Origin of the sequence: Cupriavidus sp. L7L (assembly GCF_004353535.1) — a bacterium.
GTDB lineage: Bacteria > Pseudomonadota > Gammaproteobacteria > Burkholderiales > Burkholderiaceae > Cupriavidus > Cupriavidus oxalaticus_A.
On sequence record NZ_SMNY01000028.1, the window covers coordinates 83823 to 107259 of the forward strand.

Below are 23437 nucleotides of genomic sequence, written 5' to 3' on the forward strand. Positions count from 1 at the left end.
AAGGCAGGCACACAAAGGGCAAGTTGGTGACGATCCGCCGGGATTCAAGCCGGCTGCAGCACGGCACCGCTGCGACGCGCGCGGAAGGCAGCCGCGCTCAGGCGCGGCGGAAGCAGGCGCTGACCACCAGGCCCGAATCGGGCGCGGGGCGGTTGGCCAGCAGCAGCCGTCCGCCGTTGCGCTGCATGATGCGGTTGACGATGGACATGCCCAGTCCCGCGCCCTTGGCCTCGCTGCGCGCGCTGTCGAGCCGGTAGAACGGCCGCGTCAACAGCGACAGCTGGCCTTCGGGCACGCCATTGCCGCGGTCGGCTACGGTCAGCACGGCTTCCTTGTCATCGACGCGGGTGGAGATCTCGACCACCGCCATGCCGCTCTGCTCGTCCTTGGCATAGCGGCGCGCGTTCTCGACCAGGTTGTCGAGGATGCGCTGGACTTCCATGCGGTTGGCCACGGCCATCACCGGCGCGTTGGCGCGCACATGCACGCGCACGTCGTCGTGCGCGGCATAGACGCCCACGGCATCGTGCACCAGTGCCGACAGGTCGACCGGTTCGACGGTCTCCAGCGGCGGCCGCGCGTAGTTGAGAAACTGGCCGATGATCGCGTCCATCTGCTCGATGTCGGCGATCATGGCGTCGCGCGTGGGCGTGTCCATCGGCGACATCTCGGTCTCCAGCCGCAGCCGCGTCAGCGGCGTGCGCAGGTCGTGCGAGATGCCGGCCAGCATCACCACGCGGTCGTCGTCAAGCTGGCGCAGGTCTTGCACCATCTGGTTGAAGCTGTGGTTGGCCAGCGCCACCTCGCTGGCGCCGCGCTCGGGCAGCGGCGGTGGGTCGCCGCCGGCGCCGATCGCGCGCGCGGCATTGGCCAGCCGCTTGAGTGGATAGTTGACACGCGCGGTGATAAAGGCCGCGCCGATGATCGACAGCAGCAGCGCGGCAATGCTCCACCACAGCCACTGGATGCCGGGCACGCGTTCGAAGCGCTCGGGGCTGATCGCGACCCAATAGTCGTCGCCCTCGATCTCGAAGCTGACCCAGACACCAGGGATATCGTTGACGGTGGTGGCCAGCACGGTGTCCTCGCCCAGGCGGCTGCGGATTTCCTGCTGGACCAGCGAGGTCAGGAAGGGATTGGCGGTGGGCGCGGCGAAGTCGTCATCCTTCTCGCGCGGATAGACCTTGATGCCTTCGTTCTGCACCAGGTCGAGCAGCAGGAAGCGGCGCCGCGCGGGGTCGGAGTAGAGCAGCGCGGCGCGCGTGAGCTTGACCACGCTGACCACCTGCATGGCGATCTGCTGCGCGCGCGGGGCGCGTTCGAACAGCCGGTAGCTCTGGAACCAGATGCCCAGCGAGATCGCCAGCAGCAGGGCGATAAGCATGAAGGTTCGCCAGAACAGCGAACCAAAGAACCGCGTCGCGGTTCTGCCGATAACGGTCGCCACGATAGGAACAGCGGCCGTTATCGGTTATTTCACGCCATCGGGAATGAAGACGTAGCCCAGGCCCCAGACCGTCTGGATAAAACGCGGGTTGCTGGGGTCCGGCTCGATCAGCTTGCGCAGGCGCGAGATCTGCACGTCCAGGCTGCGATCGAACACTTCATATTCGCGGCCGCGCGCCATTTCCATCAGCTTTTCGCGCGACAGCGGCTGGCGCGGATGGCGGGCGAATACCTTGAGCACCGAGAATTCGCCGGTGGTGAGCGTGATTTCCTCGTCGTTCTTGGTCAGCGTGCGCGTGGCCAGGTTCAGCACGAAGTCGCCGAAGGCAAAGGTCTCGGGAGTTTCCGACGGGGCGCCGGGCACTTCGGCCGGGCCCTTGCGGCGCAGCACCGCGTGGATGCGCGCGATCAGCTCGCGCGGATTGAACGGCTTGGGCAGGTAATCGTCGGCGCCCATTTCCAGGCCGACGATGCGGTCCACGTCCTCGCCCTTGGCGGTGAGCATGATGATCGGAGTCTGGTCGTTGGCACCGCGCAGCCGGCGGCAGATCGACAGGCCGTCTTCGCCCGGCATCATCAGGTCCAGCACCAGCAGGTCGAAACGCTCGCGCAGCCAGAGCTTGTTCATCGCGGTGGCGTTTTCCGCCACCAGCACGGTGAAACCCTGTTCGCCCAGATAGCGGCGCAGCAGATCGCGCAGACGCGGGTCATCGTCGACGACAAGAATCTTGTGGCTGGTATTTTCCATGGCGGTATCTTAGCGACTATCGCTTTCGCTCAAAATGGCTTAACAAAACGTTACATACTTTACCCCGTGGTATGGCAGCGTGCATCAATCGTGCGATTACACTGCGCCATCCCGTCTATTTGCGCTCCTTGCGGACTGATTTTCCGCGCATTTGCACTGCATGATCCGCGGCATCGGCTGCCCTGGCTCGCGGGCCCTGGCCCGATGCTTGCAGAGGCCAGCAGCGCCAGGCGGGGATCGGACGGGGTAACGAAATTTCCCCGGCTTCAGATGGTTTCAACGACCGCGTTTCCCGAAGCCAAGACCGCCATTATCAATGAAAGTGAACCGAACCCGGCACGGGCCTCCGCAGCATGGTATAGCCGGCGCATGTATTGCGCTTGCGGCTGCCGCATGGCTGCTGGGGCCGGCCGGGCCGGCGCGGGCCCAGTCGGCCGGCATGGCCAACCTGCTCAAGCGCCATCCGTCGACGCAGGCGAGCGATCCGGGCAACGGCCAGCGCGAGGCGCGTGCCCGTGCCGAGCGCCATCGCGCCGAGCAACGCGAGACCGACCGCCGCCGCGCGGACGAACGCGAGCGCGGCGGTTCGCGGCTGTCGCCGGACGAGCGGCGCCGCCTGCGCAAGAGCCTCTACGATCTCGGGCGGGAGATGTACGACGGCACCTGAGCGCTGCCGTGTGCTGTCAGCCGCGCGGCTGGAAGTGGCGCAGGAAGTCGACGAAGACTTCGGCCGCCAGCTGCGCATCTTCGGCGGTGATGGTCTCCAGCGGGTTGTGGCTGATCCCGCCATTGCCGCAGCGCACGAACAGCATCGCCACGTCGGTGATGCGGTGCATCATCATGGCGTCGTGGCCGGCGCCGGAAGGCAGCTCGAACGCCTTCATCCCCCGCTTCTTCAATACCGCGCCGAACTGGTCCATCAGCCAGCGGGCGCAGGGCGCGTTGTTGACCGGCGGCACGCGCTCGACCTGCGCCAACAGCCCGCGCCGTACGGCGATCCGTTCGATGCCGGCGACGATGTCGGCAATGGCCGCCTCGCGGATGTCGTCGGCGCCGGCGCGGATGTCCATCGAGAAGGTGCAGGCGGCCGGGATCACATTGCTCGAGCCATTCGGCACCTGCAGCTGGCCGACGGTGCCGACCAGCGTGGGCGCGGCGGCGCAGCGCTCTTCCACCAGCAGGATCATCTCGGCCGCACCCGCGGCGGCGTCCTTGCGCATGCCCATCGGGGTGGTGCCGGCATGGCTGGCCTGGCCTTCCACCCGGACCTGGAAGCGGCTGCTTCCGGCAATCTGCGTGACCACGCCCAGCGGCAGGCCGTGGTGCAGCAGCACCGGCCCCTGTTCGATATGCACTTCGACAAAGCCCAGCAGTGTCGCCGGATCGATCGCCGCGGCACGCAGCGCATCCAGGCCGCCGGCGCCGGGCAGGCCGGAGGCGGCCAGCGCCTCGGCCAGCGTGACGCCGTCAGCGTCGGCGCGGGCGAGCAGCGCGGGGTCGAAGCGGCCCGCCAGCACGCTGCTGGCCAGGAAGCTGGTCTTGAAGCGCAGCCCTTCCTCCTCGGCGAACCCCACCACCTCGAAGTGGTACGGCAGCCGTATCCCGGCCCGGTTCAGCGCATCCACAACGGCGATCGGCAGCAGGATGCCGAGGCGCCCGTCATAGCGGCCGCCATTGCGCACCGTATCGAAGTGCGAGCCGGTCATCAGCACGCGCGCATCAGTGACGGCGGGGTCGGCGGCGTAGCGGCCGATGACATTGCCGATGGCGTCGATGCGCACCTGCATGCCCGCGGCTTCCATCCATTGCGCCAGCCGGTCCTGCGCGGCGCGGTGCGCCGGCGTCAGGTAGGCGCAGGTGAGGCCGCCTTCCATGTCGGAGAAGCGGGCGAGCTGGTCGGCGTGGTCGAGGATGGCCTGGCCGAGGGAAGCGGTGGTCTGGGTCATGGCGGGTATCGTGGCTTGCGGCCTGTTTGCTATGTGTCAGCTATTGCGGATCCAGGTCTTCCATGCGATCCACAGCTTGCGCAGCGGCGTCAGTGCGATGCGCTGGCTGAGGACCTGGAACTGGCTGGCTTCCAGCTCATCGAGCAGCGCATGATAGATCGCCCCCATCAGCAGGCCGGCGCGCTGGGCGCGGCGGTCCTGGCGGGGCAGGGCTGCCAGCGCCTCGCGGTACAGCTTGCGGGCGCGTTCGGCGTGGTATTGCATCAGCGCGACGAAGCGCTCGGAATGCTGGCCCTTGAGGATTTCCGAAGCCGGCACCTGGAACTGCTGCAGCGTATTGACGGGCAGGTAGATGCGGCCGCGCCGGGCATCCTCGCCCACGTCGCGCAGGATATTGACCAGCTGCAGCGACAGGCCGAGCTTCTCGGCAAACTCCAGCGTCTTGGGGTCGGTATAGCCGAACAGCCGCGCGCTGAGCGTGCCGACCACGCCGGCCACGCAATGGCAGTAGTGGTTCAGGCCGGCCTCATCAAGGTAGCGTGTCTGCGTCAGGTCCATCTCCATGCCGTCGAGCACTTCGGCCATTTCGCCCTGCGGCAGGCCGGCGCCGGCAACATGCGGCTGCAGCGCCTGGGTCGTCGGGTGCGTGGGCGCGCCGTCGAACAGCCGCCGCAGTTCCGCGCGCCACCAGTCCAGTTGCTGGTGCGCCAGGCCAGTATCATGCGTATCGTCGACCACGTCGTCGACTTCGCGGCACCAGGCGTACAGCGCGGTGATGGCGCGCCGGCGCTCGGCCGGCAGGAACAGGAAGCTGTAATAGAAGCTGGAGCCGCTCTGGGCGACTTTCTCTTGGCAATACTGATCGGGCGTCACGCCGGTCTCGGTCTGAAGATGGGGTGGGGGAAGGTGGCAGAAGCGCGGGGCGCCGATTGTAGCATCGCCGATCCGGACAGCCGGACGCCGGCTGACGACCCGGCGGCGGCCATTTAACCACAGCTCGTCCGCCGGGAACGGCACCCGAGGAGGCATTCCAGACGTTTCGTCGCCTGTCGTTTGACGCACCCCCGCGGGGATCGCTATATTACTGACCGGCCAGTTATTTATTGCCCGGCACTGGCCTCCACGGCCGACGGCCTGCCTTGCCAGCTGTTCCATCCGACTCCTAGCTTACCGATGCCAGTGCTTTGCCCAGTGCCGGAAGTTGCGGCCGCAGCGACTCTTTTTGACACAAAATCGTTACGCCGCGCGCGCTTCGGGCGCTTCGCGGCTGCCGCGCTGGTGACCGTCGCCGCTGTCATGGTCGCGGGCTGCGGCAAGAAGGCCGAGCCGGTGCAGGAAGTCCGTCCGGTGCGCCTGATGCAACTGAGCCAGCACAGCGGCAAGACCGCCTTCGAATTTTCCGGCGACGTGCGACCGCGCGTCGAATCGCGGTTGGGGTTCCGTGTGGGCGGCAAGATCGCGGCCCGCCTGGTGGATGTGGGTGCCGTCGTCACCAAGGGCCAGCCGCTGGCCCGGCTCGACCCGACCGATCTTTCGCTGGCCGAAGCAGGCTCGCGCGCCCAGTTCGAGGCGGCGAAGACCGACCGCGACCTTGCCGCGTCCGACCTGAAGCGCTACAACGACCTGTTCGCCAAGGGCTTTATCAGCGCCGCCGAGCAGCACCGCCGCCAGGCCAGTTTCGAGGCGGCCGACTCGCGCCTGCGCCAGGCCCAGGCCGGCCTGCGCAGCCAGGCCAACCAGACCGGCTATGCCGTGCTGCACGCCGACGCCGACGGCGTGGTCACGGCCATCGACGCCGAGGTGGGCCAGGTCGTCACCGCGGGCCAGCCGGTGGTGCGCGTGGCCCAGACCGCGGAGAAGGAAGTGGCGATCGGCCTGCCGGAAGACCAGGTAGACCTGCTGCGCGGCATTACCGATGTCAGTATCCATACCTGGGCCGAGCCGAAGCGCGCGCTGCCCGCCCGCGTGCGCGAGATTGCCGCGGCAGCCGACCCGGTCACGCGCACCTATGCGACCCGCGTCACCATTCCCGATCCGCCCGCCGACCTCAAGCTCGGCATGACCGCTGTGGTGACCTTCGTGCGGACCGGGGCCACTCCCGCGATCCGCGTGCCGCTGACCGCGCTGCTGCAGGAGCAGGGCCGCAACCAGGTGTGGATCTACGACGCCGCCGCCGGCACGGTCAAGCCGGTCACGGTGACGCTGGGCGAGGCCGTCGGCAACGAGGTGGAAGTGCGCCAGGGGCTGGCGCCGGGCCAGGCCATCGTCACCGCAGGCGTACACCTGCTGCGCCCGGGGCAGAAGGTGCGGCCGCTGCAGACCGTCGCGCCCGCTTCCGCGCCGACCCCCAGGGAGGGCTGAAGCCGGCATGGATCATTCCCGCTTCAACCTGTCGCGCTGGGCGCTCGAGCACCAGCCGCTGACCCGTTACCTGCTGGTGGTGCTGTTGCTGGGCGGCCTGCTGGCGTTCTTCCAGCTGGGCCAGGACGAGGACCCGCCCTTTACCTTCCGCGTGATGGTGGTGCAGGCGTTCTGGCCGGGCGCCACCGCCGAGCAAATCGCGGTGCAGGTGACCGACAAGATCGAACGCCAGCTGCAGGAAGTGCCTTACGCCGACAAGATCCGCAGCTTCTCCAAGCCCGGCGAGACCACGGTGATCTTCCAGCTCAAGGACACCTCGCCGGCGAAGGAAACCGGGCAGATCTGGTACACCGTGCGCAAGAAGATCGGCGACGTCCAGCAGACGCTGCCCGCGGGCGTGCGCGGGCCGTTCTTCAACGACGAGTTCGGCGACGTCTACGGCACAATCTATGCGTTGTCCGCCGACGGCTTCAACTACAAGGAGCTGCGCGAGTACGCCGACCTGGTGCGGCAGGAATTGCTGCGCGTGCCGTCGGTGGCCAAGGTGTCGCTGATCGGGCTGCAGGACGAGAAGGTCTATATCGAGTTCAACCAGGCGCGCTTTGCCCAGCTCGGGCTGGACATCAATGCCATCGCCGACCAGATCTCGCAGCAGAACAACCTGACCGGCAGCGGCGTGCTGGTCACGCCGAGCGACAACCTGCAGGTGCGCCTGTCCGGCCAGTTCGCCAGCGTCGGCGACCTGGAGAACCTGGTGCTGCGCGGGCCCAACGGCATCGCCAATATCCGTCTCGGCGACATAGCGCATGTGTACCGCGGCTATGTCGACCCCACGCAGACACGCATGCGCTTCAACGGCAAGGATGTGATCGGGCTGGGCATCTCGATGCAGAAGGGCGGCGACATCATCCAGCTCGGCAAGGACCTGCGCGCGGCCTTCGAGAAGCTGCGCGGCCAGCTGCCGGTCGGCATCGAGATGGACCAGGTGCAGGACCAGCCCAAGGCGGTCAGGCAATCGGTGGGCGAGTTCGTGCGCGTGCTGATCGAGGCCGTGGTGATCGTGCTGGCGGTCAGCTTTGTCGCGCTGGGCTTGCATACGCGGCCGCTGCGGCTGGACGTGCGGCCCGGGCTGGTGGTGGCGCTGACGATTCCGCTGGTGCTGGCGGTGACCTTCCTGTTCATGCACATCTTCGGCATCGGCCTGCACAAGATCTCGCTGGGCGCGCTGATCGTGGCGCTGGGGCTGCTGGTCGACGACGCCATCATTGCGGTCGAGATGATGGTGCGCAAGCTGGAAGAGGGCTTCTCCAAGATGGAGGCAGCCACCTTTGCCTATACCTCGACGGCGATGCCGATGCTGACCGGCACGCTGATCACGGCGGCGGGCTTCCTGCCGGTGGGGCTGGCGCGCTCGACGGTGGGCGAGTACACCTTCGCCATCTTTGCCGTGACCGCGCTGGCGCTGGTGCTGTCGTGGCTGGCGGCGGTGTACTTCACGCCTTACCTCGGCTACCTGCTGCTCAGGACGCGCGGGCCGGGCGCCGGCGAGCACCATGAGGTGTTCGACACGCCGTTCTACGCGCGCTTCCGCCGGCTGGTGGACTGGTGCGTGACGTGGCGCAAGACCGTGATCGCCATCACGCTGGTGACGTTCGTGCTGGGCATCTATGCGTTCAAGTTCGTCGAGAAGCAATTCTTCCCCGACTCCAGCCGGCCCGAGCTGATGGTGGAACTGTGGATGTCGGAAGGCACCAGCTTTGCCCAGATGGAAGCCGAAGCCAAGCGCTTCGAGCGGCTGGTGGGCAAGGACAAGCAGGTGGAAAGCCTGACCACCTTCGTCGGCACCGGCGCGCCGCGCTTCTACCTGCCGCTCGACCAGATCTTCCCGCAGAGCAACGTGGCGCAGGTGATCGTGATGCCGGTCAGCACCGAGGTGCGCGATGCATTGCGCCGTCGCATCATCGCGCTGCTCGACACCGAATTGCCGTACCTGCGTGGCCGCGTCAAGCTGCTGCCGAACGGGCCGCCGGTAGCGTATCCGGTGCAGTTCCGCGTGATCGGCCCGGAGGCGGGCGCGGTGCGCCAGCTGGCCGACCAGGTCAAGGCCGAGATGCGCGCGAACCCGAACACGGTCGGCGTCAATGACAACTGGAACGAGAACGTCAAGATGCTGCGCCTGGAGATCGACCAGGACAAGGCGCGCGCGCTGGGCGTCACCACCAGCGCGATCGCGCGCGTGACGCAGACCGTGCTGACCGGCGTGCCGGTCGGGCAGTACCGCGACGGCGACAAGCTGATCGAGATTTTGATGCGCACGCCGCGCAACGAGCGCGATGCCATGTCCGACCTGAACAACGTGCTGGTGCCGACCAACACCGGCCGCACCGTACCGCTGACGCAAGTGGCCCGCGTGGCGCTGAAGTCCGAGCCCGGCGTGGTCTGGCGCGAGAACCGCGACTTCGGCGTGACCGTGCAGGCGGACGTGGTCGACGGCATCCAGGGCCCGACCGTGACCGCGCAGATCAACCCGCAGCTGGACAAGCTGCGCGCGCAGTTGCCGGCGGGCTACCGCATCACGGTGGCCGGCGCGGAAGAGGAAAGCGGCAAGGCCGGCGCTTCGATCGCGGCGCAGCTGCCGCTGTGCATCTTCCTGATCTTCACGCTGCTGATGCTGCAGCTGCACAGCTTCTCGCGCGCGCTGATGGTGTTCCTGACTGGCCCGCTGGGCCTGATCGGCGCCGCCGCGACGCTGTTGCTGCTGCGCGCGCCGATGGGGTTCGTGGCGCAGCTGGGGATCACCGCGCTGCTGGGCATGATCATCCGAAACTCGGTGATTCTGGTCGACCAGATCGAGCAGGACATCAGCGCGGGCGTGCCGCCCTGGACCGCCATCGTCGAGGCCGCGGTGCGCCGCTTCCGCCCGATCATCCTGACCGCCGCGGCGGCGGTGCTGGCGATGATCCCGCTGTCGCGCTCGATGTTCTGGGGGCCGATGGCGGTGGCGATCATGGGCGGGCTGATCATCGCCACCGTGCTGACGCTGCTGTTCCTGCCGGCGCTGTATGCGGCGTGGTTCCGCATCAGGCGGCCCGAGGCAGGGGTGGGGGCGCTGGCAAGCTGACGGGCCGCGGCGCGCCAGCATCACGCCTCAGGCCTGCGCGCCTAGTTGCAGATCGTGCCGGGAACCGGCTTGCCGGAGTTGGTCAGGCCCTGGCAAGCGTCGCCGGTGACCAGGCTGGTGTCGGAGGCCGAAGCCGGCGACAGCTTGAGCTTGCCTGCTACCGTGCAGCAGCCGCGCGGCGGTGGCGGCATCGGTGTGCGCTTGAGGGTCGGCGCCGGAACCGGGCTCGGCCCGCCGGCTTCGGCCGTTTCTTCGGCATCAGGGAATACGCACTGCCCTTGCTGGCAGATCCGCTCCCCTTTGCACTGCATGTCGTACTGGCATCCGGCAGCCTGGGCGAGCGATGACCAGCCAGCGGCCATCGACGCTGCCAACAGCAAGGCAGAAACTTTCATATGCCCTCCGATAGGGCTGAGGTGAAGACTGGAGCGGCAGGCGAAGTGCGCAACAGCGCTCCAACACCTTCAGCATAGATGGCGGGGAAGGGCTGCGAAAGCCGTTGGCACTCAGGTGTTCTACCACCTCGCCAGTCTTTTCCTGGCATCGGCAATACCGACACGATCGGCGCGACGAGACCACCCATGTCGACGAGGAAAAATTCCGCCTCACTGCAGGCGTACCCCTGCGCTCGCTGATACCTGTCGACGTAGCCGCGCGCCTCGAGCGTATGGACTGTCCGCTGAGCCGAACTGCTGGTCATGCCGGTCAGCGCTGCCAGTTGCGGCGGTGTCAGCGGCCGTCGAATGGCACGAGTGAATGCCGGCGCGGCGATCCGCGTTGCCTGAGAGGGTTCCGTGACGATTGGGGATGTGCTGGCGCCGCCACAGGAAGGGCGGATGGTGCGAGGGAGGGGACTCGAACCCCTACACCATTGCTGGCGTCAGGACCTAAACCTGGTGCGTCTACCAATTTCGCCACCCTCGCGGTCCTTGCGGCCCAGCCCGGACGGGCGGCCGCGATGCTCGTTGCCTGCGCAGACTCGAAAGCAAAAAAGGCGGCTGGAACTGCCCGCCTTTCATCGGTCCGCTGCTGCCGGCGCCTGCCGCGGCAGTTATGCGCCCGCAGCGCAACGAGGCTGCGGATTGTAGCGCAAGGCGCGGGGGGAATCCAGCCCTGCCGGCCAGCGATATATATTGTCGGCATTGCCAACGCGTGCCGCATGGGGCGGCGCGCTCCTCGTCCCATGCTCCCTGGTCAGACTTCCTCCCTCAAGGCGCCGCCATGGCGCCTGCTGTTCTGGGCTTGCGCCGCCGCCGTGCTGGCGCTGTCGCTGATGCCGCCGTCCCAGCCGCTGCCGACAACGGGCTGGGACAAGAGCAATCACCTGCTGGCCTTCGGTGTGCTGGCGCTGCTGGGGCGCCGCGCGTTTGCCGGCCACGGGCTGCCCTTGCTGCTGGTGCTGGTCGTCTATGGCGGCGTCATCGAGCTGCTGCAGGGCATGACCGCCTACCGCGAGGCCGACTGGCTCGACCTGGTGGCGGACGCCTGTGGGGTGCTGGCGGGCCTGGCGCTTGACTGGCTGTGGCGCGGCCGTGGCCGGCGCTGGCCGCGCTAGTTCGCGCGGCGGCGCCTGTCGGTCTGCCGCTCTACCGCTCTTCGGCTTCCAGTGTGAACTTCGCCCCGCCGTCCTGGCCGAGCAGGTCGACCAGCAGCGGCATCGCCTCCTGCAGCATCTCCTTCAGCCGCCACGGCGGGTTGACGATGAACATGCCGCTGCCGTGCAAGCCGAGGCCGCCTTCGACCGGGTTCCTGACGGTCAGCGTCACGTGCAGCCAGCTCTTCAGCGGCAGCGCCTTCAGTTGCACCGGCAGCTGCAGCGATTCGCGCCGCTGCACCTGCGGGTACCAGACCGCGTAGACGCCCGTGGCGAAGCGCTCCAGGCCGTCGCGCACGGTCTGCACGGTGCGGGCATAGTCCTGCTTGTCTTCGTAGGACGGGTCCACCAGCACCAGCGCGCGCCGCGGCGGCGGGGGCAGGATCGCCTTGATGCCGCCGAAGCCGTCGCCGTCGTACAGCATCACGCGGCGGCCGGCGCCGCGGAAGTTATCGCGCAGCACCTGGATCTCGGTGCTGTGCAGTTCGAACAGGCGCAGCCGGTCCTGCTCGCGCAGCATCTGCCAGGCGAGCCATGGCGAACCGGGATAGTGGCGCAGTGTGCCGTCCTGGTTCAGCGCCCGTACCTGGGCCAGGTACTCGTCCAGCAGCGGCGGCAGCGCGGTGCCGCTGGCGGCGGCCTGCCACAGGGGCGCAATGCCGGTCTCGAACTCGGCCTTCTTCTGCGCCCACTCGTGCTCGAGCGCATAAAGACCGGCGCCGGCGTGGGTGTCGATGTACCAGAACGCCTTGTCCTTCTGCGTCAGATGCTCGAGCAACTGCACGACGATGGCATGTTTGAGGACATCGGCATGGTTGCCGGCATGGAAGGCGTGACGATAGCTGAGCATGGCGAAGCGGGCGCCGCTGAGGCGCAAGATCGGGAGCAGGGCGGCGTGGCCACTGCGGGGAAGGCCGCTATGCTACCATCCGCGGCGAGTCGCCCCCTCCCCATGTCCGGCACCTCCGCCCGGGCCCCAAGTATCCGTATCCCATGCCGCGCGCACTCGAGCCCGCCGAGCCCATCCTGTCTGCCGAGGGCACCCCGTATTCACCCCGCTACGACGACGTCTACCACAGCACCGAAGGCGGGCTGGCGCAGGCCGCCCATGTCTTCCTGGGCGGCAACGGCCTGCCGCAGGCGTGGGCCGGGCAGCGCCAGTTCGTCATCGTCGAGACCGGCTTCGGCCAGGGGCTGAATTTCCTGGCGACCTGGCAGGCGTGGCGCGACGATCCCCGGCGCTGCGGCACGCTGCATTTCGTCTCGATCGAGAAGCATCCCTTCACGCGCGAGGGCCTGTCCCGGCTGCATGCCGGCCTGCAAGGGCTGGAACCGCTGGCGCAGGCGCTGCAGGCGCAATGGCCCGACGCCTTGCCGGGCCTGCACCGGCTTGCCTTCGACGGCGGGCAGGTGGTGCTGACGATTGCGCTTGGCGACGCCGGGCAGTTGCTGCCCAGGCTGTCGGTGGGCGCCGACGCCTTCTACCTCGACGGCTTTTCCCCGGCGCGCAATGCGGACATGTGGTCGCCGCCGGTGTTCCGCGGGCTGGCGCGGCTGGCCCGGCCGGGCGCGACGCTGGCCACCTACACCGCCGCCGGGTTTGTCCGGCGCGGGCTGAAGGAGGTCGGGTTCGAGGCCAGCAAGGCGCCAGGCTTCGGTGGCAAGCGCGACATGACGGTCGCGCGCTTCCGCCCGCTGTGGAAGTCGCGCCGCCATGCGCCGCCGCTGGCGGCGCAATGGCCCGACCGGCATGCCATCGTGATCGGTGCCGGCCTGGCCGGCTGCGCCGTGACCGAGCGCCTGGCCGCGCGCGGCTGGCGCATTACGCTGTTCGATGCCCATGACGGCCCGGCGCGGCAGACCTCGGCGCATCGCGCGGCGGCCATGCATGCCCACGTGTCTGCCGACGACAGCCTGCTTTCGCGCCTTTCGCGCGCCGGCAACCAGTATGCGCTGCGAGCCTGGGCGGCGCTGGGCGAAGCCGGTCACCCGGTCGGCTGGCACGGCTGCGGCGTGCTGCAGATCGGCGAGGACGAAGCCGAGGGCGAGGCCCAGCGCGCCGCGCTCGCGGCCATGGGACTGCCGGAATCGTTCGTGCGCTGGATGAGTGCCGAAGAGGCGGCGTCCGCCCACCGGGCCGGCGTGCCGCGAGGGGGGCTGTGGTTCCCGGCCGGCGGCTGGGTTGCGCCGCCCGATGTCTGCAAGGCGCAGCTGGCGCGTGCGGGCGATGCCGTCGCCCCGCGCTTCGGTTGCCGCGTGGCGCGCATCGCGCGCGACGACGACCGGTGGCACGCGCTGGCTGCCGACGGCGCCGTGCTGGCGTCGGCGCCGGTGCTGGTGCTGGCCAATGCGCACGAGGCGCAGCACCTGCTGCCGCAGCAGCACTGGACCATGCGGCGCGTGCGCGGCCAGCTCACCACGCTGCCGGCCGCGCAGGTCGATGCGATCGGCGGCTGGCCGGACTGCGTGGTCACGGGCGCGGGCTACCTGCTGCCGCGTGCCGCCGACGACACGGGCCGCGTCGGCTCCAGCTACGACCCCGACGAAGGGCCACTGGCCGATCATCCGGACGTGCATGCCGCCAACCTCGCGCGCCTGGCCGGCCTGCTGCCGCGGCAGGCCGGCGCGGTGGCCGGCATCGACCCCGCCGCGCTCACCGGCTATGTCGGCGTGCGCACGGTCACGCACAACCGGCTGCCTCTGATCGGGCAGGTCGCCGACGAAGCGGCGGCACGTGCGCACGCGGGTGCCTTGCGCGGCGCGCACCTGCGCGACCTGCCGAGAATCCCCGGCCTGTACGCGGCCCTTGCCTATGCGTCGCGCGGCCTCACATGGTCCGCACTGGGGGGCGAGCTGCTGGCCAGCCAGATCGAAGGCGAGCCGCTGCCGCTCGAGGCCGACCTGGCCGATGCCATCGATCCGGCACGCTTGCTGCTGCGCGCGCTGCGCCACGGCCAGGTGAGCTAGGGGCGAGGGTGCCGGAAAGCGGTTCCCGGCCCGCTTCAGGGTAAAAACGCCGGAAGCGAATCAAAACCGTGCGATAATCCCCGTTTTCCGTTTGCGCGGAGCCCTCCGTGCGCCGTCGCGCCGCGGCGGCCCCAGGCAGTGCTGCATATGGCGCAGCGCAAGCGGTAGCGCCAACGAACACAACTACATTTCTGGATTGGATCTACGACCATGTCGAACGTGATTGAGAACCTCGGCAAGCTGGACCGCAAGGTGACCCTGGCCATCCCCAAGGCCGAAGTGGAGAAGGAAAAGCAGGAGCGCCTGGTTCGCCTGTCGAAGACCGTGAAGATGTCGGGCTTCCGTCCGGGCAAGGTGCCGATGAAGATGGTCGAGAAGCAGTACGGCCAGCAAGTCGAGTTCGAAGTGCGCTTCGACAAGGCCGCGCGCAAGTTCTTCGACATCACCAAGGAACAGGACGTCAAGGTTGCCGGCCAGCCCAAGTTCGAAGTCAAGACCGAAGGCGTGGGCGCTGACGAAGTCGCGTTCGATGCCACCTTCGAGGTGTACCCGGAAGTGAAGATCGGCGACCTGTCGGCCGCCGAAGTCACCCGCACCGGCACCGAGATCACCGACGCCGAAGTCGACAAGACCGTCGACATCCTGCGCAAGCAGCGCGTGCACTACCACGCCCGCGGCGAAGCCGGCGAGCATGGCGACGGCGGTGCCGACGTCACCGCCCAGAACGGCGACCGCGTGACGCTGGACTTCGTCGGCAAGATCGACGGTGAAGAGTTCGCCGGCGGCAAGGCTGAGGACTTCCCGTTCGTGCTGGGCGAAGGCCGCATGCTGCCCGAGTTCGAGCAGGCCACGCTGGGCCTGAAGGTCGGCGAGAGCAAGACCTTCCCGCTGGCGTTCCCGGAGGACTACCACGGCAAGGAAGTGGCCGGCAAGACCGCCGAGTTCACCGTGACGCTGAAGAAGATCGAGTGGGCCCACCTGCCGGAAGTCAACGAAGCCTTCGCCAAGTCGCTGGGCATCGCCGACGGCAGCGTCGAGAAGATGCGCGCCGACATCCGCGAGAACCTGGAGCGTGAAGTCAAGCGCCGTACGCATTCGATGCTGAAGGACCAGGTCATGGAAGCGCTGCTGAAGGCGAGCGAGCTGGACGTGCCCAAGGCCCTGATCGAGCAGGACCAGGAGCGCCTGGTCGAGATGGCCCGCCGCGACCTGGAACAGCGTGGCATGCCCAATGCCAAGGACATGCCGATCCCGGCCGAGATGTTCGCGCAGCAGGCAGAGCGCCGCGTCAAGCTGGGCCTGATCCTGGCCGAGATCGTCAAGGCCAACGGCCTGGAAGCCAAGGCCGACCAGATCAAGGCCGAGATCGAGGACTTCGCCAAGAGCTACGAAGACCCGAAGGAAGTGATGCGCTGGTACTACGGCGACCAGCAACGCCTGGCTGAAATGGAAGCCTACGTGCTCGAAAACAACGTGGTAAATTTCGTGTGCGACAAGGCCAAGGTCACCGACAAGAAGGTGTCCTTCGAGGAACTCACCGCCGAAGGCAACCAGCAGCAAGCTGCCTGAGGTCGGGGATAACCCGCAAGCCCGCTTTCTTCCGCGCCCCGGCGCGGAGGCAAGCGAAAGCGGGCCAGTGTCCCGAGTGACTGATCGCCTTGCGATCCGATGAATCCATGGAGAACCTGCATGACCCGCAATGATTTGCTTGACCGTCTCGCCACCACGCAGGCTTCGGCACTGGAAACCCAGGGCCTGGGGCTGGTGCCGATGGTCGTCGAGCAGTCCGGCCGGGGCGAGCGCGCCTATGACATCTATTCGCGCCTGCTGAAGGAGCGTGTGGTGTTCATGGTGGGCGAGGTCAACGACCAGACCGCCAACCTGGTGGTGGCACAGCTGCTGTTCCTGGAGAGCGAGAACCCCGACAAGGACGTGTCGCTCTACATCAACTCGCCGGGCGGTTCCGTCTCGGCGGGGCTGGCGATCTACGACACCATGCAGTTCATCAAGCCGGACGTGTCCACGCTGTGCATGGGCATGGCGGCGAGCATGGGCGCCTTCCTGCTGGCGGCCGGCGCCAAGGGCAAGCGTTTCGCGCTGCCCAACTCGCGCATCATGATCCACCAGCCGCTGGGCGGCGCGCGCGGCCAGGCCTCGGATATCGAGATCCAGGCGCGCGAGATCCTGTACCTGCGCGAGCGGCTGAACAGCATCCTGTCGGAAGTGACCGGCCAGCCGGTCGAGAAGATTGCACGCGATACCGATCGCGACAACTTCATGAGCGGCGACCAGGCGGTGGACTACGGCCTGGTGGACAAGGTCATCGCCCGCCGCGGCTGATGCCACGGGCCGTCGGCGGCGCAATCCGCAACGGCGGCTATGCCAGCCTGCCGGGAAACCCGCATTGCGCGGAACGTCCTGGCGCGGCAGCATTGCCCAACTGGCGAAGGCTACACCGGAACGAGGCCTTGTGCCTCGTTTTTTGCTTTTGCCCCACAGCTGGGGGAGAGCGCCGGTGAGGCCAATTGTTTTGGCGTATGATGCGTTTAAAGCGTATTGCTGGGGAGCCTTTCGCCCCGCGGTGTGCGCAATGCAAAAGTGACTGATTCCTATGGCGGACAAAAAAGGTTCATCCAGCGAAAAGCTTCTCTACTGCTCCTTCTGCGGCAAGAGCCAGCATGAGGTCAAGAAGCTGATCGCGGGCCCCTCGGTGTTCATTTGCGACGAATGCATCGACCTGTGCAACGAGATCATTCGTGACGAAGCCACCGCAACCGAGAAAGACGCCGCCGCGGCCGCGCGCTCGGACCTGCCCACGCCCCACGAAATCCGCGAAAGCCTGGACCAGTATGTGATCGGCCAGGAACAGGCCAAGAAGATCCTGGCGGTCGCGGTCTACAACCACTACAAGCGCCTGAAGCACCTCGGCAAGAAGGACGACGTCGAGCTGTCCAAGAGCAACATCCTGCTGATCGGGCCGACCGGCTCCGGCAAGACGCTGCTCGCGCAGACGCTGGCGCGCCTGCTCAACGTGCCATTCGTGATCGCCGACGCGACCACGCTGACCGAAGCCGGCTACGTGGGCGAGGACGTCGAGAACATCATCCAGAAGCTGCTGCAGAACTGCAACTACGAAGTCGAGAAGGCGCAGCGCGGCATCGTCTACATCGATGAGATCGACAAGATCTCGCGCAAGTCCGACAACCCGTCGATCACGCGCGACGTGTCGGGCGAGGGCGTGCAGCAGGCGCTGCTGAAGCTGATCGAGGGCACGATGGCCTCGGTGCCGCCGCAGGGTGGCCGCAAGCATCCGAACCAGGACTTCCTGCAGGTCGACACGACCAACATCCTGTTTATCTGCGGCGGCGCGTTCGACGGCCTGGAAAAGGTCATCATGCAGCGCTCGGACAAGACCGGGATCGGCTTTGCCGCGCAGGTCAAGAGCAAGGAAGAGCGCGACGTCAGCGAAGTCCTGCCGCAGACGGAGCCGGAAGACCTGATCAAGTTCGGCCTGATCCCCGAGCTGATCGGCCGCCTGCCGGTGGTCGCCACGCTGTCCAAGCTGGACGAGGCCGCGCTGGTGCAGATCCTGGTCGAGCCCAAGAACGCGCTGGTCAAGCAATACCAGAAGCTGCTGGCGATGGAAGGCGTCGAGCTGGAAATCCGCCCGGGCGCGCTGACCGCGATCGCGCGCAAGGCGATCCGCCGCAAGACCGGCGCCCGCGGCCTGCGTTCGATCCTGGAGCAATCGCTGATGGACGTCATGTATGACCTGCCGAATTACAAGGGCGTGCAAAAGGTGGTGATCGATGAAAATACGATTACCGGGGATGCGCCGCCGCTGCTGATGTACGAAGAGCAGCAGCCGAAAGTGGCAGGCTCCAACTGACGCGAGGGCTGCCAACGGTGGTAAGTGTTTGGAACCACACCGGCAGCCAGGCGAGAAAGCCGTTCGCGTAGAAGCGAGCGGCTTTTTTTGTTTATTTCCACCGACGAGAAGGAGGAAACGCGGGTATGCTGTTTCAGAGGGGCCTGCAAGTGCAGGGAGCGGCATCTCCCTGCCTTGGTGAATCGATTGGCATGTATCTTGTAATCGAATCAGGCGGCCCAATTTACGCCTTAAATGACTGACTTGGGGAAAATGATGTCCGGAACACAACTCCTCCCGGCCGAGCCGATTCGCCTCCCGTTGTTGCCGCTGCGCGACGTGGTGGTGTTTCCGCACATGGTGATCCCGCTGTTCGTGGGACGCCCGAAGTCCATCAAGGCGCTTGAGACTGCGATGGAGGCGGGCAAGAGCATCATGCTCGTAGCCCAGAAGACGGCGGCCAAGGACGAGCCGACCGCCGACGACCTGTATGAGGTCGGCTGCATCGCGAATATCCTGCAAATGCTGAAGCTGCCCGACGGTACCGTGAAGGTGCTGGTCGAAGGCACGCAGCGTGCCAATATCCGCGAGGTGAGCGAGGACGAATCGCACTTCATGTGCGAAGCCGTGCCCGTGCCGCCCGCACCTGGCGAAAGCGCCGAGACCGAGGCCCTGCGCCGCGCGATCGTGTCGCAGTTCGACCAGTACGTGAAGCTCAACAAGAAGATCCCGCCGGAGATCCTGACCTCGCTGTCGGGCATCGACGAGGCAGGGCGCCTGGCTGACACCATCGCCGCGCACCTGCCGATCAAGCTCGAGCAGAAGCAGAAGATCCTGGAGATGGTCAATGTGACCGAGCGCCTGGAAAGCCTGCTGTCGCAACTCGAGGGCGAGATCGACATCCTGCAGGTTGAAAAGCGCATCCGTGGCCGCGTCAAGCGCCAGATGGAGAAGAGCCAGCGCGAGTACTACCTGAACGAGCAGGTCAAGGCCATCCAGAAGGAACTGGGCGAGGGCGAAGAAGGCGCCGACCTGGAAGAGCTCGACAAGCGCATCAAGGCTGCGCGCATGCCGAAGGAAGCCAAGAAGAAGGCCGACGCCGAATTCAAGAAGCTCAAGCTGATGTCGCCGATGTCGGCCGAAGCCACCGTCGTGCGCAACTACATCGACACGCTGGTGAACCTGCCGTGGCGCAAGAAGAGCAAGGTCAACAACGACCTGGCCAACGCCGAGCGCGTGCTGGATGAAGACCACTACGGCCTGGAGAAGGTCAAGGAACGCATTCTCGAGTACCTCGCGGTGCAACAGCGCGTGGACAAGGTGAAGGCGCCGATCCTGTGCCTGGTCGGGCCTCCCGGCGTGGGCAAGACCTCGCTCGGCCAGTCGGTGGCGCGCGCGACGAACCGCAAGTTCGTGCGCATGGCACTGGGTGGCGTGCGTGACGAGGCCGAGATCCGCGGCCACCGCCGTACCTACATCGGTTCGATGCCGGGCAAGATCCTGCAGAGCCTGTCCAAGGTCGGCGTGCGCAATCCGCTCTTCCTGCTCGATGAAATCGACAAGATGGGCATGGACTTCCGCGGCGATCCGTCGTCGGCGCTGCTTGAGGTGCTGGACCCGGAACAAAACCACACGTTCCAGGACCACTACATCGAGGTGGACTTCGACCTGTCCGACGTGATGTTCGTGGCGACGTCGAACTCGCTGAACATCCCGCCGCCGCTGCTCGACCGGATGGAAGTGATCCGCCTGTCGGGTTACACGGAGGAAGAAAAGCTCAACATCGCCACACGTTACCTGCTGCCGAAGCAGATCAAGAACAATGGTCTGAAGGTTGGCGAGATCGAGGTGACCGATGCCGCGATCCGCGACATCATCCGCTACTACACGCGCGAAGCTGGTGTCCGTTCGCTTGAGCGCGAGGTGTCCAAGATCGCCCGCAAGGCGGTCAAGCTCCTGCTGCTGAAGAAGGAGTCCGGCACGATCAAGGTCGATTCGGAGAACCTCGACAAGTTCCTCGGCGTGCGCAAGTACGACTTCGGCCTGGCCGGCAAGGAAAACCAGGTAGGCCAGGTGACCGGTCTGGCGTGGACGGAAGTGGGTGGCGACCTGCTGACCATCGAAGCCGCGATCATGCCGGGCAAGGGCAACATCACCCGCACCGGTTCGCTGGGCGACGTCATGAAGGAATCGGTCGAGGCCGCGCGTTCGGTGGTGCGTTCGCGGGCACGCCGCCTGGGTATCACGGATGAGATGTTCGAGAAGCGCGACATCCACATCCACGTACCCGAAGGCGCCACGCCCAAGGACGGCCCGTCGGCAGGCGGTGCCATGACCACGGCGCTGGTGTCGGTGCTGACCGGCATCCCGGTGCGCGCGGATGTCGCCATGACCGGCGAGATCACGCTGCGCGGCGAGGTGCTGCCGATCGGTGGCCTCAAGGAGAAGCTGCTGGCGGCCCACCGTGGCGGCATCAAGCTGGTTCTGATCCCGGAGGAAAACGTCAAGGATCTGGCCGAGATCCCCGACAACGTGAAGAACGCCATCGAGATCGTGCCTGTGCGCTGGATCGACAAGGTGCTGGAACTGGCGCTCGAGCGCAAGCCCGAGCCGTTGCCGGAAGAAGATGCCAAGCCCGCTGACGTGGCGGACAAGGCCACGGCCAAGGTGGAGCGTCTGCACCACTGATTGGCTGCGTGAAATGAACGCCGCGGGGCAGCGATGCCCGGCGGCGTTTTTTTATGCGCACGGCCTTGGCAAACTGAAATCTCCTGTATTACACTTGCGCCCTCGCAACGCAAACCACGGCAGCTGCCGCGAGGTGCGAAGCGAAAGCAACCTGCAGGCAGCTTGCCTGCGATGGTCGAACGGGTGCTTAGCTCAGCTGGTAGAGCGGCGCCCTTACAAGGCGTAGGTCGGGGGTTCGATCCCCTCAGCACCCACCACGTTCCCCATCGCAAGTGCGGTACATATGCGGCAGGAAGCAACCGACAAAGGAGTGGTAGTTCAGTCGGTTAGAATACCGGCCTGTCACGCCGGGGGTCGCGGGTTCGAGTCCCGTCCACTCCGCCAGTTTTATGAAACGCCCGCTTTCGCGGGCGTTTTTCATTTTTGCGGAGTGGAGGAAGCCGCCTGCGCGGCTTCCGGCGGGAGTCGAAGGGCTGCGCTTGCAAGCGCAGCCGCGGCCCGCGGGACGTGGGCGAGTCCCGTCCACTCCGCCAGTTTTATGAAACGCCCGCTTTCGCGGGCGTTTTTCCTTTCTGCGCCATGTTTCGCGCCCTCCACAAAAGGTCTGCCCCCACCGGCTCCTGCTAGAATCGCGAAGTTTGTCTTTCGTGCCAATCCACTACCCGAATCCGCATGCTTGATTTCGTACGCAACAACCGGCGCCTGATGCTCTTGCTGCTGCTGGTGCTTGTTTTCCCGTCGTTCGTGTTCTTCGGCGTGGAGAGCTACTCGCGCTTCATGGACAGCTCGCACGATGCGGCCAAGGTCGAGGGCCGGGCCATCAGCGTGCAGGAAGTCGACAACGTCGTGCGTGACCAGAGCGAGCGTGCGCGCCAGATCCTCGGCAACAACTACGATCCGCGCCAGTTCGAAGGCCCGGAGGCGCGCAAGGCGGTACTGGACCAGCTGATCCTGCAGCGCGTCATGGCCAATACCGTGGCGCGCGAGCACCTGACCGTGTCGGATGCCAAGCTGCTCGAGGAAATCAGCAACCTGCCGGCGATCGCGCAGCTGCCGCGCAAGGCGGACGGCAAGATCGACGACAAGGCCTATCTGCAGCTGCTGCAGTCGCAGGGCATGACGCCCGAGCAGTTCGATGCCCGCATGCGCTTCGAGTTGGCGACGCAGCAACTGGGCGCCTCGGTGGCCGCCACGGCATTTATGCCCAAGTCGCTGCTCGAGCGCCTGATCGCCGTGCGCGACCAGCAGCGCGATGTGCAGGCACTGGTGTTCAAGCCGGCCAGCTACACCGCCAAGGTGCAGCCCGATGCCGCCGCGCTGAAGGCTTACTATGACAGCCACCAGTCGGCGTTCTCGGTGCCGGAGCAGGCCAAGGTCGAATATCTGGTGCTGTCGGGCGAAGCCCTTGCTGCCGCGCAGGCGGTCACGCCGGAAGAGCTGAAGTCCTACTACGAAAGCAATATCGCGCGCTTCCGTACCGATGAGCAGCGCCGTGCCAGCCATATCCTGATCGTCGCGCCGAAGGATGCACCGGCTGGCGAACGCCAGGCCGCCAAGGACAAGGCGACCAAGCTGCTGGAAGAGCTGCGCAAGCATCCCGAGACCTTTGCCGATGTGGCGAAGAAGCAGTCGCAGGATCCGGGCTCGGCCGAGAAGGGCGGCGACCTCGGCTTCATGGGCCGGGGCGCGCTGGTCAAGCCGTTCGAGGAGGCGATGTACGCGCTCAAGGATGGCCAGATCAGCGACGTGGTCGAGACCGACTACGGTTTCCACATCATCAAGCTGACCGGCGTCAAGGCGTCGGAAACCAGGCCGCTTGAAGCCGTGCGCACCGAACTGGAAGCCGAGCTGCGCAAACAGCTGGCCGACAAGAAGTTCGCCGAGCAGGCCGACGCCTTCGGCAACATGGTGTACGAACAGGCTGACAGCCTGAAGCCGGCCGCCGACAAATTCAAGCTGACGATCCAGACCGCCGACAACGTGACGCGCAAGCCGAACCCGGCCCAGGGCGCGCAGAACCCGCTCAACAACGAAAAGGTGCTGAAGGCACTGTTCAGCGAAGAGTCGGTCCAGAAGAAGCGCAATACCGAAGCCGTCCAGGTCGCGCCGAATACGCTGGTCGCGGCCCGCATCGTCGACTATCGCCCGGCCACCGTGCGCAAGTTCGAGGAAGTGGAAGCCAAGGTGCGCGAAGGCTATATCGCCCAGCAGGCTGCGGAACTGGCCCGCAAGGATGGCGAGGCGCGCCTCGAGGCGCTGAAGAAGGCCGACAGCGCCGACGGCTTCGGCGCGGTGCAGACCGTGTCGCGCGCCAAGGCCGATGGCGTGCCGCCGAAGGCGGTCGAGGCAGTGATGCGGGCCGATGCCACCAAGCTGCCCGCGGTAGTTGGCGTTGACCTGGGCGCCGATGGCTATGCCGTCTATCGCATCTCCAAGGTCAGCCAGCCGGCGCAAGCCAACCCGGCGCAACGCCAGGCCGAAGCGCAGCAACTGTCGCAACTCGCCGGCCAGGCTGACCTGCAGGCCTTCTATGAAAGCCTGAAGGCGCGCTCCAAGGTCAAGCTGTTGACGCCGGCGGACAAGCAGGCGCAGAACGCCGAGTAAGGCTGGTAAGGCTGGCACGCGCCACGCCGCGCGCCGCAAGCAAAAAACCCCTGCCATGGAGGCAGGGGTTTTTTGTTGCTGGAAGCTTCGCCGT

At 66.5% G+C, this 23437-nt stretch carries 17 protein-coding genes and 3 tRNA genes; 12 read left to right on the forward strand and 8 right to left on the reverse strand.

Translation table 11 applies throughout. The features are described from left to right. Positions 1–97: 97 nt before the first annotated feature. Together E1J61_RS26195 and ompR are read right to left on the reverse strand one after the other, a co-directional pair. Positions 98–1447, reverse strand: a complete 1350-nt coding sequence (locus tag E1J61_RS26195) for an ATP-binding protein (protein WP_133096857.1) — start codon at positions 1445–1447, stop codon at positions 98–100. A 24-nt stretch (positions 1448–1471) separates the two neighbouring features. Further along, complete coding sequence (ompR, locus tag E1J61_RS26200) at positions 1472–2194, reverse strand: two-component system response regulator OmpR (protein WP_010810107.1); 723 nt, start codon at positions 2192–2194, stop codon at positions 1472–1474. Positions 2195–2510: 316 nt separating this feature from the next. Between ompR and E1J61_RS26205 the strand changes: the two genes are divergently transcribed. Next, complete coding sequence (locus E1J61_RS26205; protein ID WP_133096858.1) at positions 2511–2861, forward strand: hypothetical protein; 351 nt, start codon at positions 2511–2513, stop codon at positions 2859–2861. Positions 2862–2877: 16 nt separating this feature from the next. Here E1J61_RS26205 and E1J61_RS26210 read toward each other — a convergent pair whose 3' ends face one another. After that, positions 2878–4140 (reverse strand): Zn-dependent hydrolase, encoded by a 1263-nt coding sequence (locus tag E1J61_RS26210; protein ID WP_133096859.1) that lies wholly within the window; start codon positions 4138–4140, stop codon positions 2878–2880. 36 nt (positions 4141–4176) lie between these two features. Next, the gene (gene hpnD / locus E1J61_RS26215) at positions 4177–5013 is read right to left on the reverse strand and encodes a presqualene diphosphate synthase HpnD (protein ID WP_133096860.1); all 837 of its coding nucleotides are present in this window, start codon (positions 5011–5013) and stop codon (positions 4177–4179) included. Positions 5014–5313: 300 nt separating this feature from the next. On the opposite strand from hpnD, the gene E1J61_RS26220 reads away from it, so the two are divergent. Together E1J61_RS26220 and E1J61_RS26225 are read left to right on the forward strand one after the other, a co-directional pair. Beyond that, positions 5314–6501 (forward strand): efflux RND transporter periplasmic adaptor subunit, encoded by a 1188-nt coding sequence (locus E1J61_RS26220; RefSeq protein ID WP_133096861.1) that lies wholly within the window; start codon positions 5314–5316, stop codon positions 6499–6501. Positions 6502–6508: 7 nt separating this feature from the next. Beyond that, positions 6509–9622, forward strand: coding sequence for an efflux RND transporter permease subunit (locus E1J61_RS26225; protein ID WP_133096862.1), 3114 nt, complete (start codon positions 6509–6511; stop codon positions 9620–9622). Between the two features lie 41 nt (positions 9623–9663). Here E1J61_RS26225 and E1J61_RS26230 read toward each other — a convergent pair whose 3' ends face one another. From E1J61_RS26230 to E1J61_RS26240, 3 genes are all read right to left on the reverse strand, one after another. After that, complete coding sequence (locus E1J61_RS26230; RefSeq protein ID WP_133096863.1) at positions 9664–10017, reverse strand: hypothetical protein; 354 nt, start codon at positions 10015–10017, stop codon at positions 9664–9666. Beyond that, entirely contained in the window at positions 10014–10460 is a 447-nt protein-coding gene (locus E1J61_RS38920; protein ID WP_133096922.1) for a MarR family transcriptional regulator, read from the reverse strand. Before E1J61_RS38920 ends, E1J61_RS26230 begins: the two co-directional genes overlap by 4 nt. Further along, a tRNA-Leu gene (locus E1J61_RS26240) sits at positions 10460–10546 on the reverse strand. Before E1J61_RS26240 ends, E1J61_RS38920 begins: the two co-directional genes overlap by 1 nt. A gap of 259 nt (positions 10547–10805) precedes the next feature. Here E1J61_RS26240 and E1J61_RS26245 point away from each other — a divergent pair. Next, the gene (locus E1J61_RS26245) at positions 10806–11177 is read left to right on the forward strand and encodes a VanZ family protein (RefSeq protein WP_133096864.1); all 372 of its coding nucleotides are present in this window, start codon (positions 10806–10808) and stop codon (positions 11175–11177) included. Between the two features lie 31 nt (positions 11178–11208). On the opposite strand, the gene E1J61_RS26250 is transcribed toward E1J61_RS26245, so the two are convergent. Then, entirely contained in the window at positions 11209–12066 is an 858-nt protein-coding gene (locus tag E1J61_RS26250; RefSeq protein WP_133096865.1) for a 23S rRNA (adenine(2030)-N(6))-methyltransferase RlmJ, read from the reverse strand. A 143-nt stretch (positions 12067–12209) separates the two neighbouring features. Here E1J61_RS26250 and mnmC point away from each other — a divergent pair, with 143 nt between their 5' ends. The 8 genes from mnmC (at position 12210) to E1J61_RS26290 (ending at position 23343) form a co-directional block, all read left to right on the forward strand. Continuing rightward, complete coding sequence (gene mnmC, locus E1J61_RS26255; RefSeq protein ID WP_133096866.1) at positions 12210–14183, forward strand: bifunctional tRNA (5-methylaminomethyl-2-thiouridine)(34)-methyltransferase MnmD/FAD-dependent 5-carboxymethylaminomethyl-2-thiouridine(34) oxidoreductase MnmC; 1974 nt, start codon at positions 12210–12212, stop codon at positions 14181–14183. A 210-nt stretch (positions 14184–14393) separates the two neighbouring features. Continuing rightward, positions 14394–15752, forward strand: coding sequence for a trigger factor (gene tig, locus E1J61_RS26260; protein ID WP_133096867.1), 1359 nt, complete (start codon positions 14394–14396; stop codon positions 15750–15752). A 120-nt stretch (positions 15753–15872) separates the two neighbouring features. Continuing rightward, entirely contained in the window at positions 15873–16523 is a 651-nt protein-coding gene (gene clpP, locus E1J61_RS26265; protein ID WP_029049269.1) for an ATP-dependent Clp endopeptidase proteolytic subunit ClpP, read from the forward strand. A 271-nt stretch (positions 16524–16794) separates the two neighbouring features. After that, positions 16795–18072 (forward strand): ATP-dependent Clp protease ATP-binding subunit ClpX, encoded by a 1278-nt coding sequence (gene clpX, locus E1J61_RS26270; protein ID WP_133096868.1) that lies wholly within the window; start codon positions 16795–16797, stop codon positions 18070–18072. A gap of 255 nt (positions 18073–18327) precedes the next feature. After that, a complete protein-coding gene (gene lon, locus E1J61_RS26275; protein ID WP_133096923.1) occupies positions 18328–20739 on the forward strand; it encodes an endopeptidase La in 2412 nt (803 codons plus the stop codon). Positions 20740–20920: 181 nt separating this feature from the next. Next, a tRNA-Val gene (locus E1J61_RS26280) sits at positions 20921–20996 on the forward strand. 50 nt (positions 20997–21046) lie between these two features. Next, positions 21047–21123: transfer RNA gene (locus E1J61_RS26285), tRNA-Asp, on the forward strand. 288 nt (positions 21124–21411) lie between these two features. After that, complete coding sequence (locus tag E1J61_RS26290) at positions 21412–23343, forward strand: SurA N-terminal domain-containing protein (protein ID WP_133096869.1); 1932 nt, start codon at positions 21412–21414, stop codon at positions 23341–23343. Positions 23344–23437 lie beyond the last annotated feature (94 nt).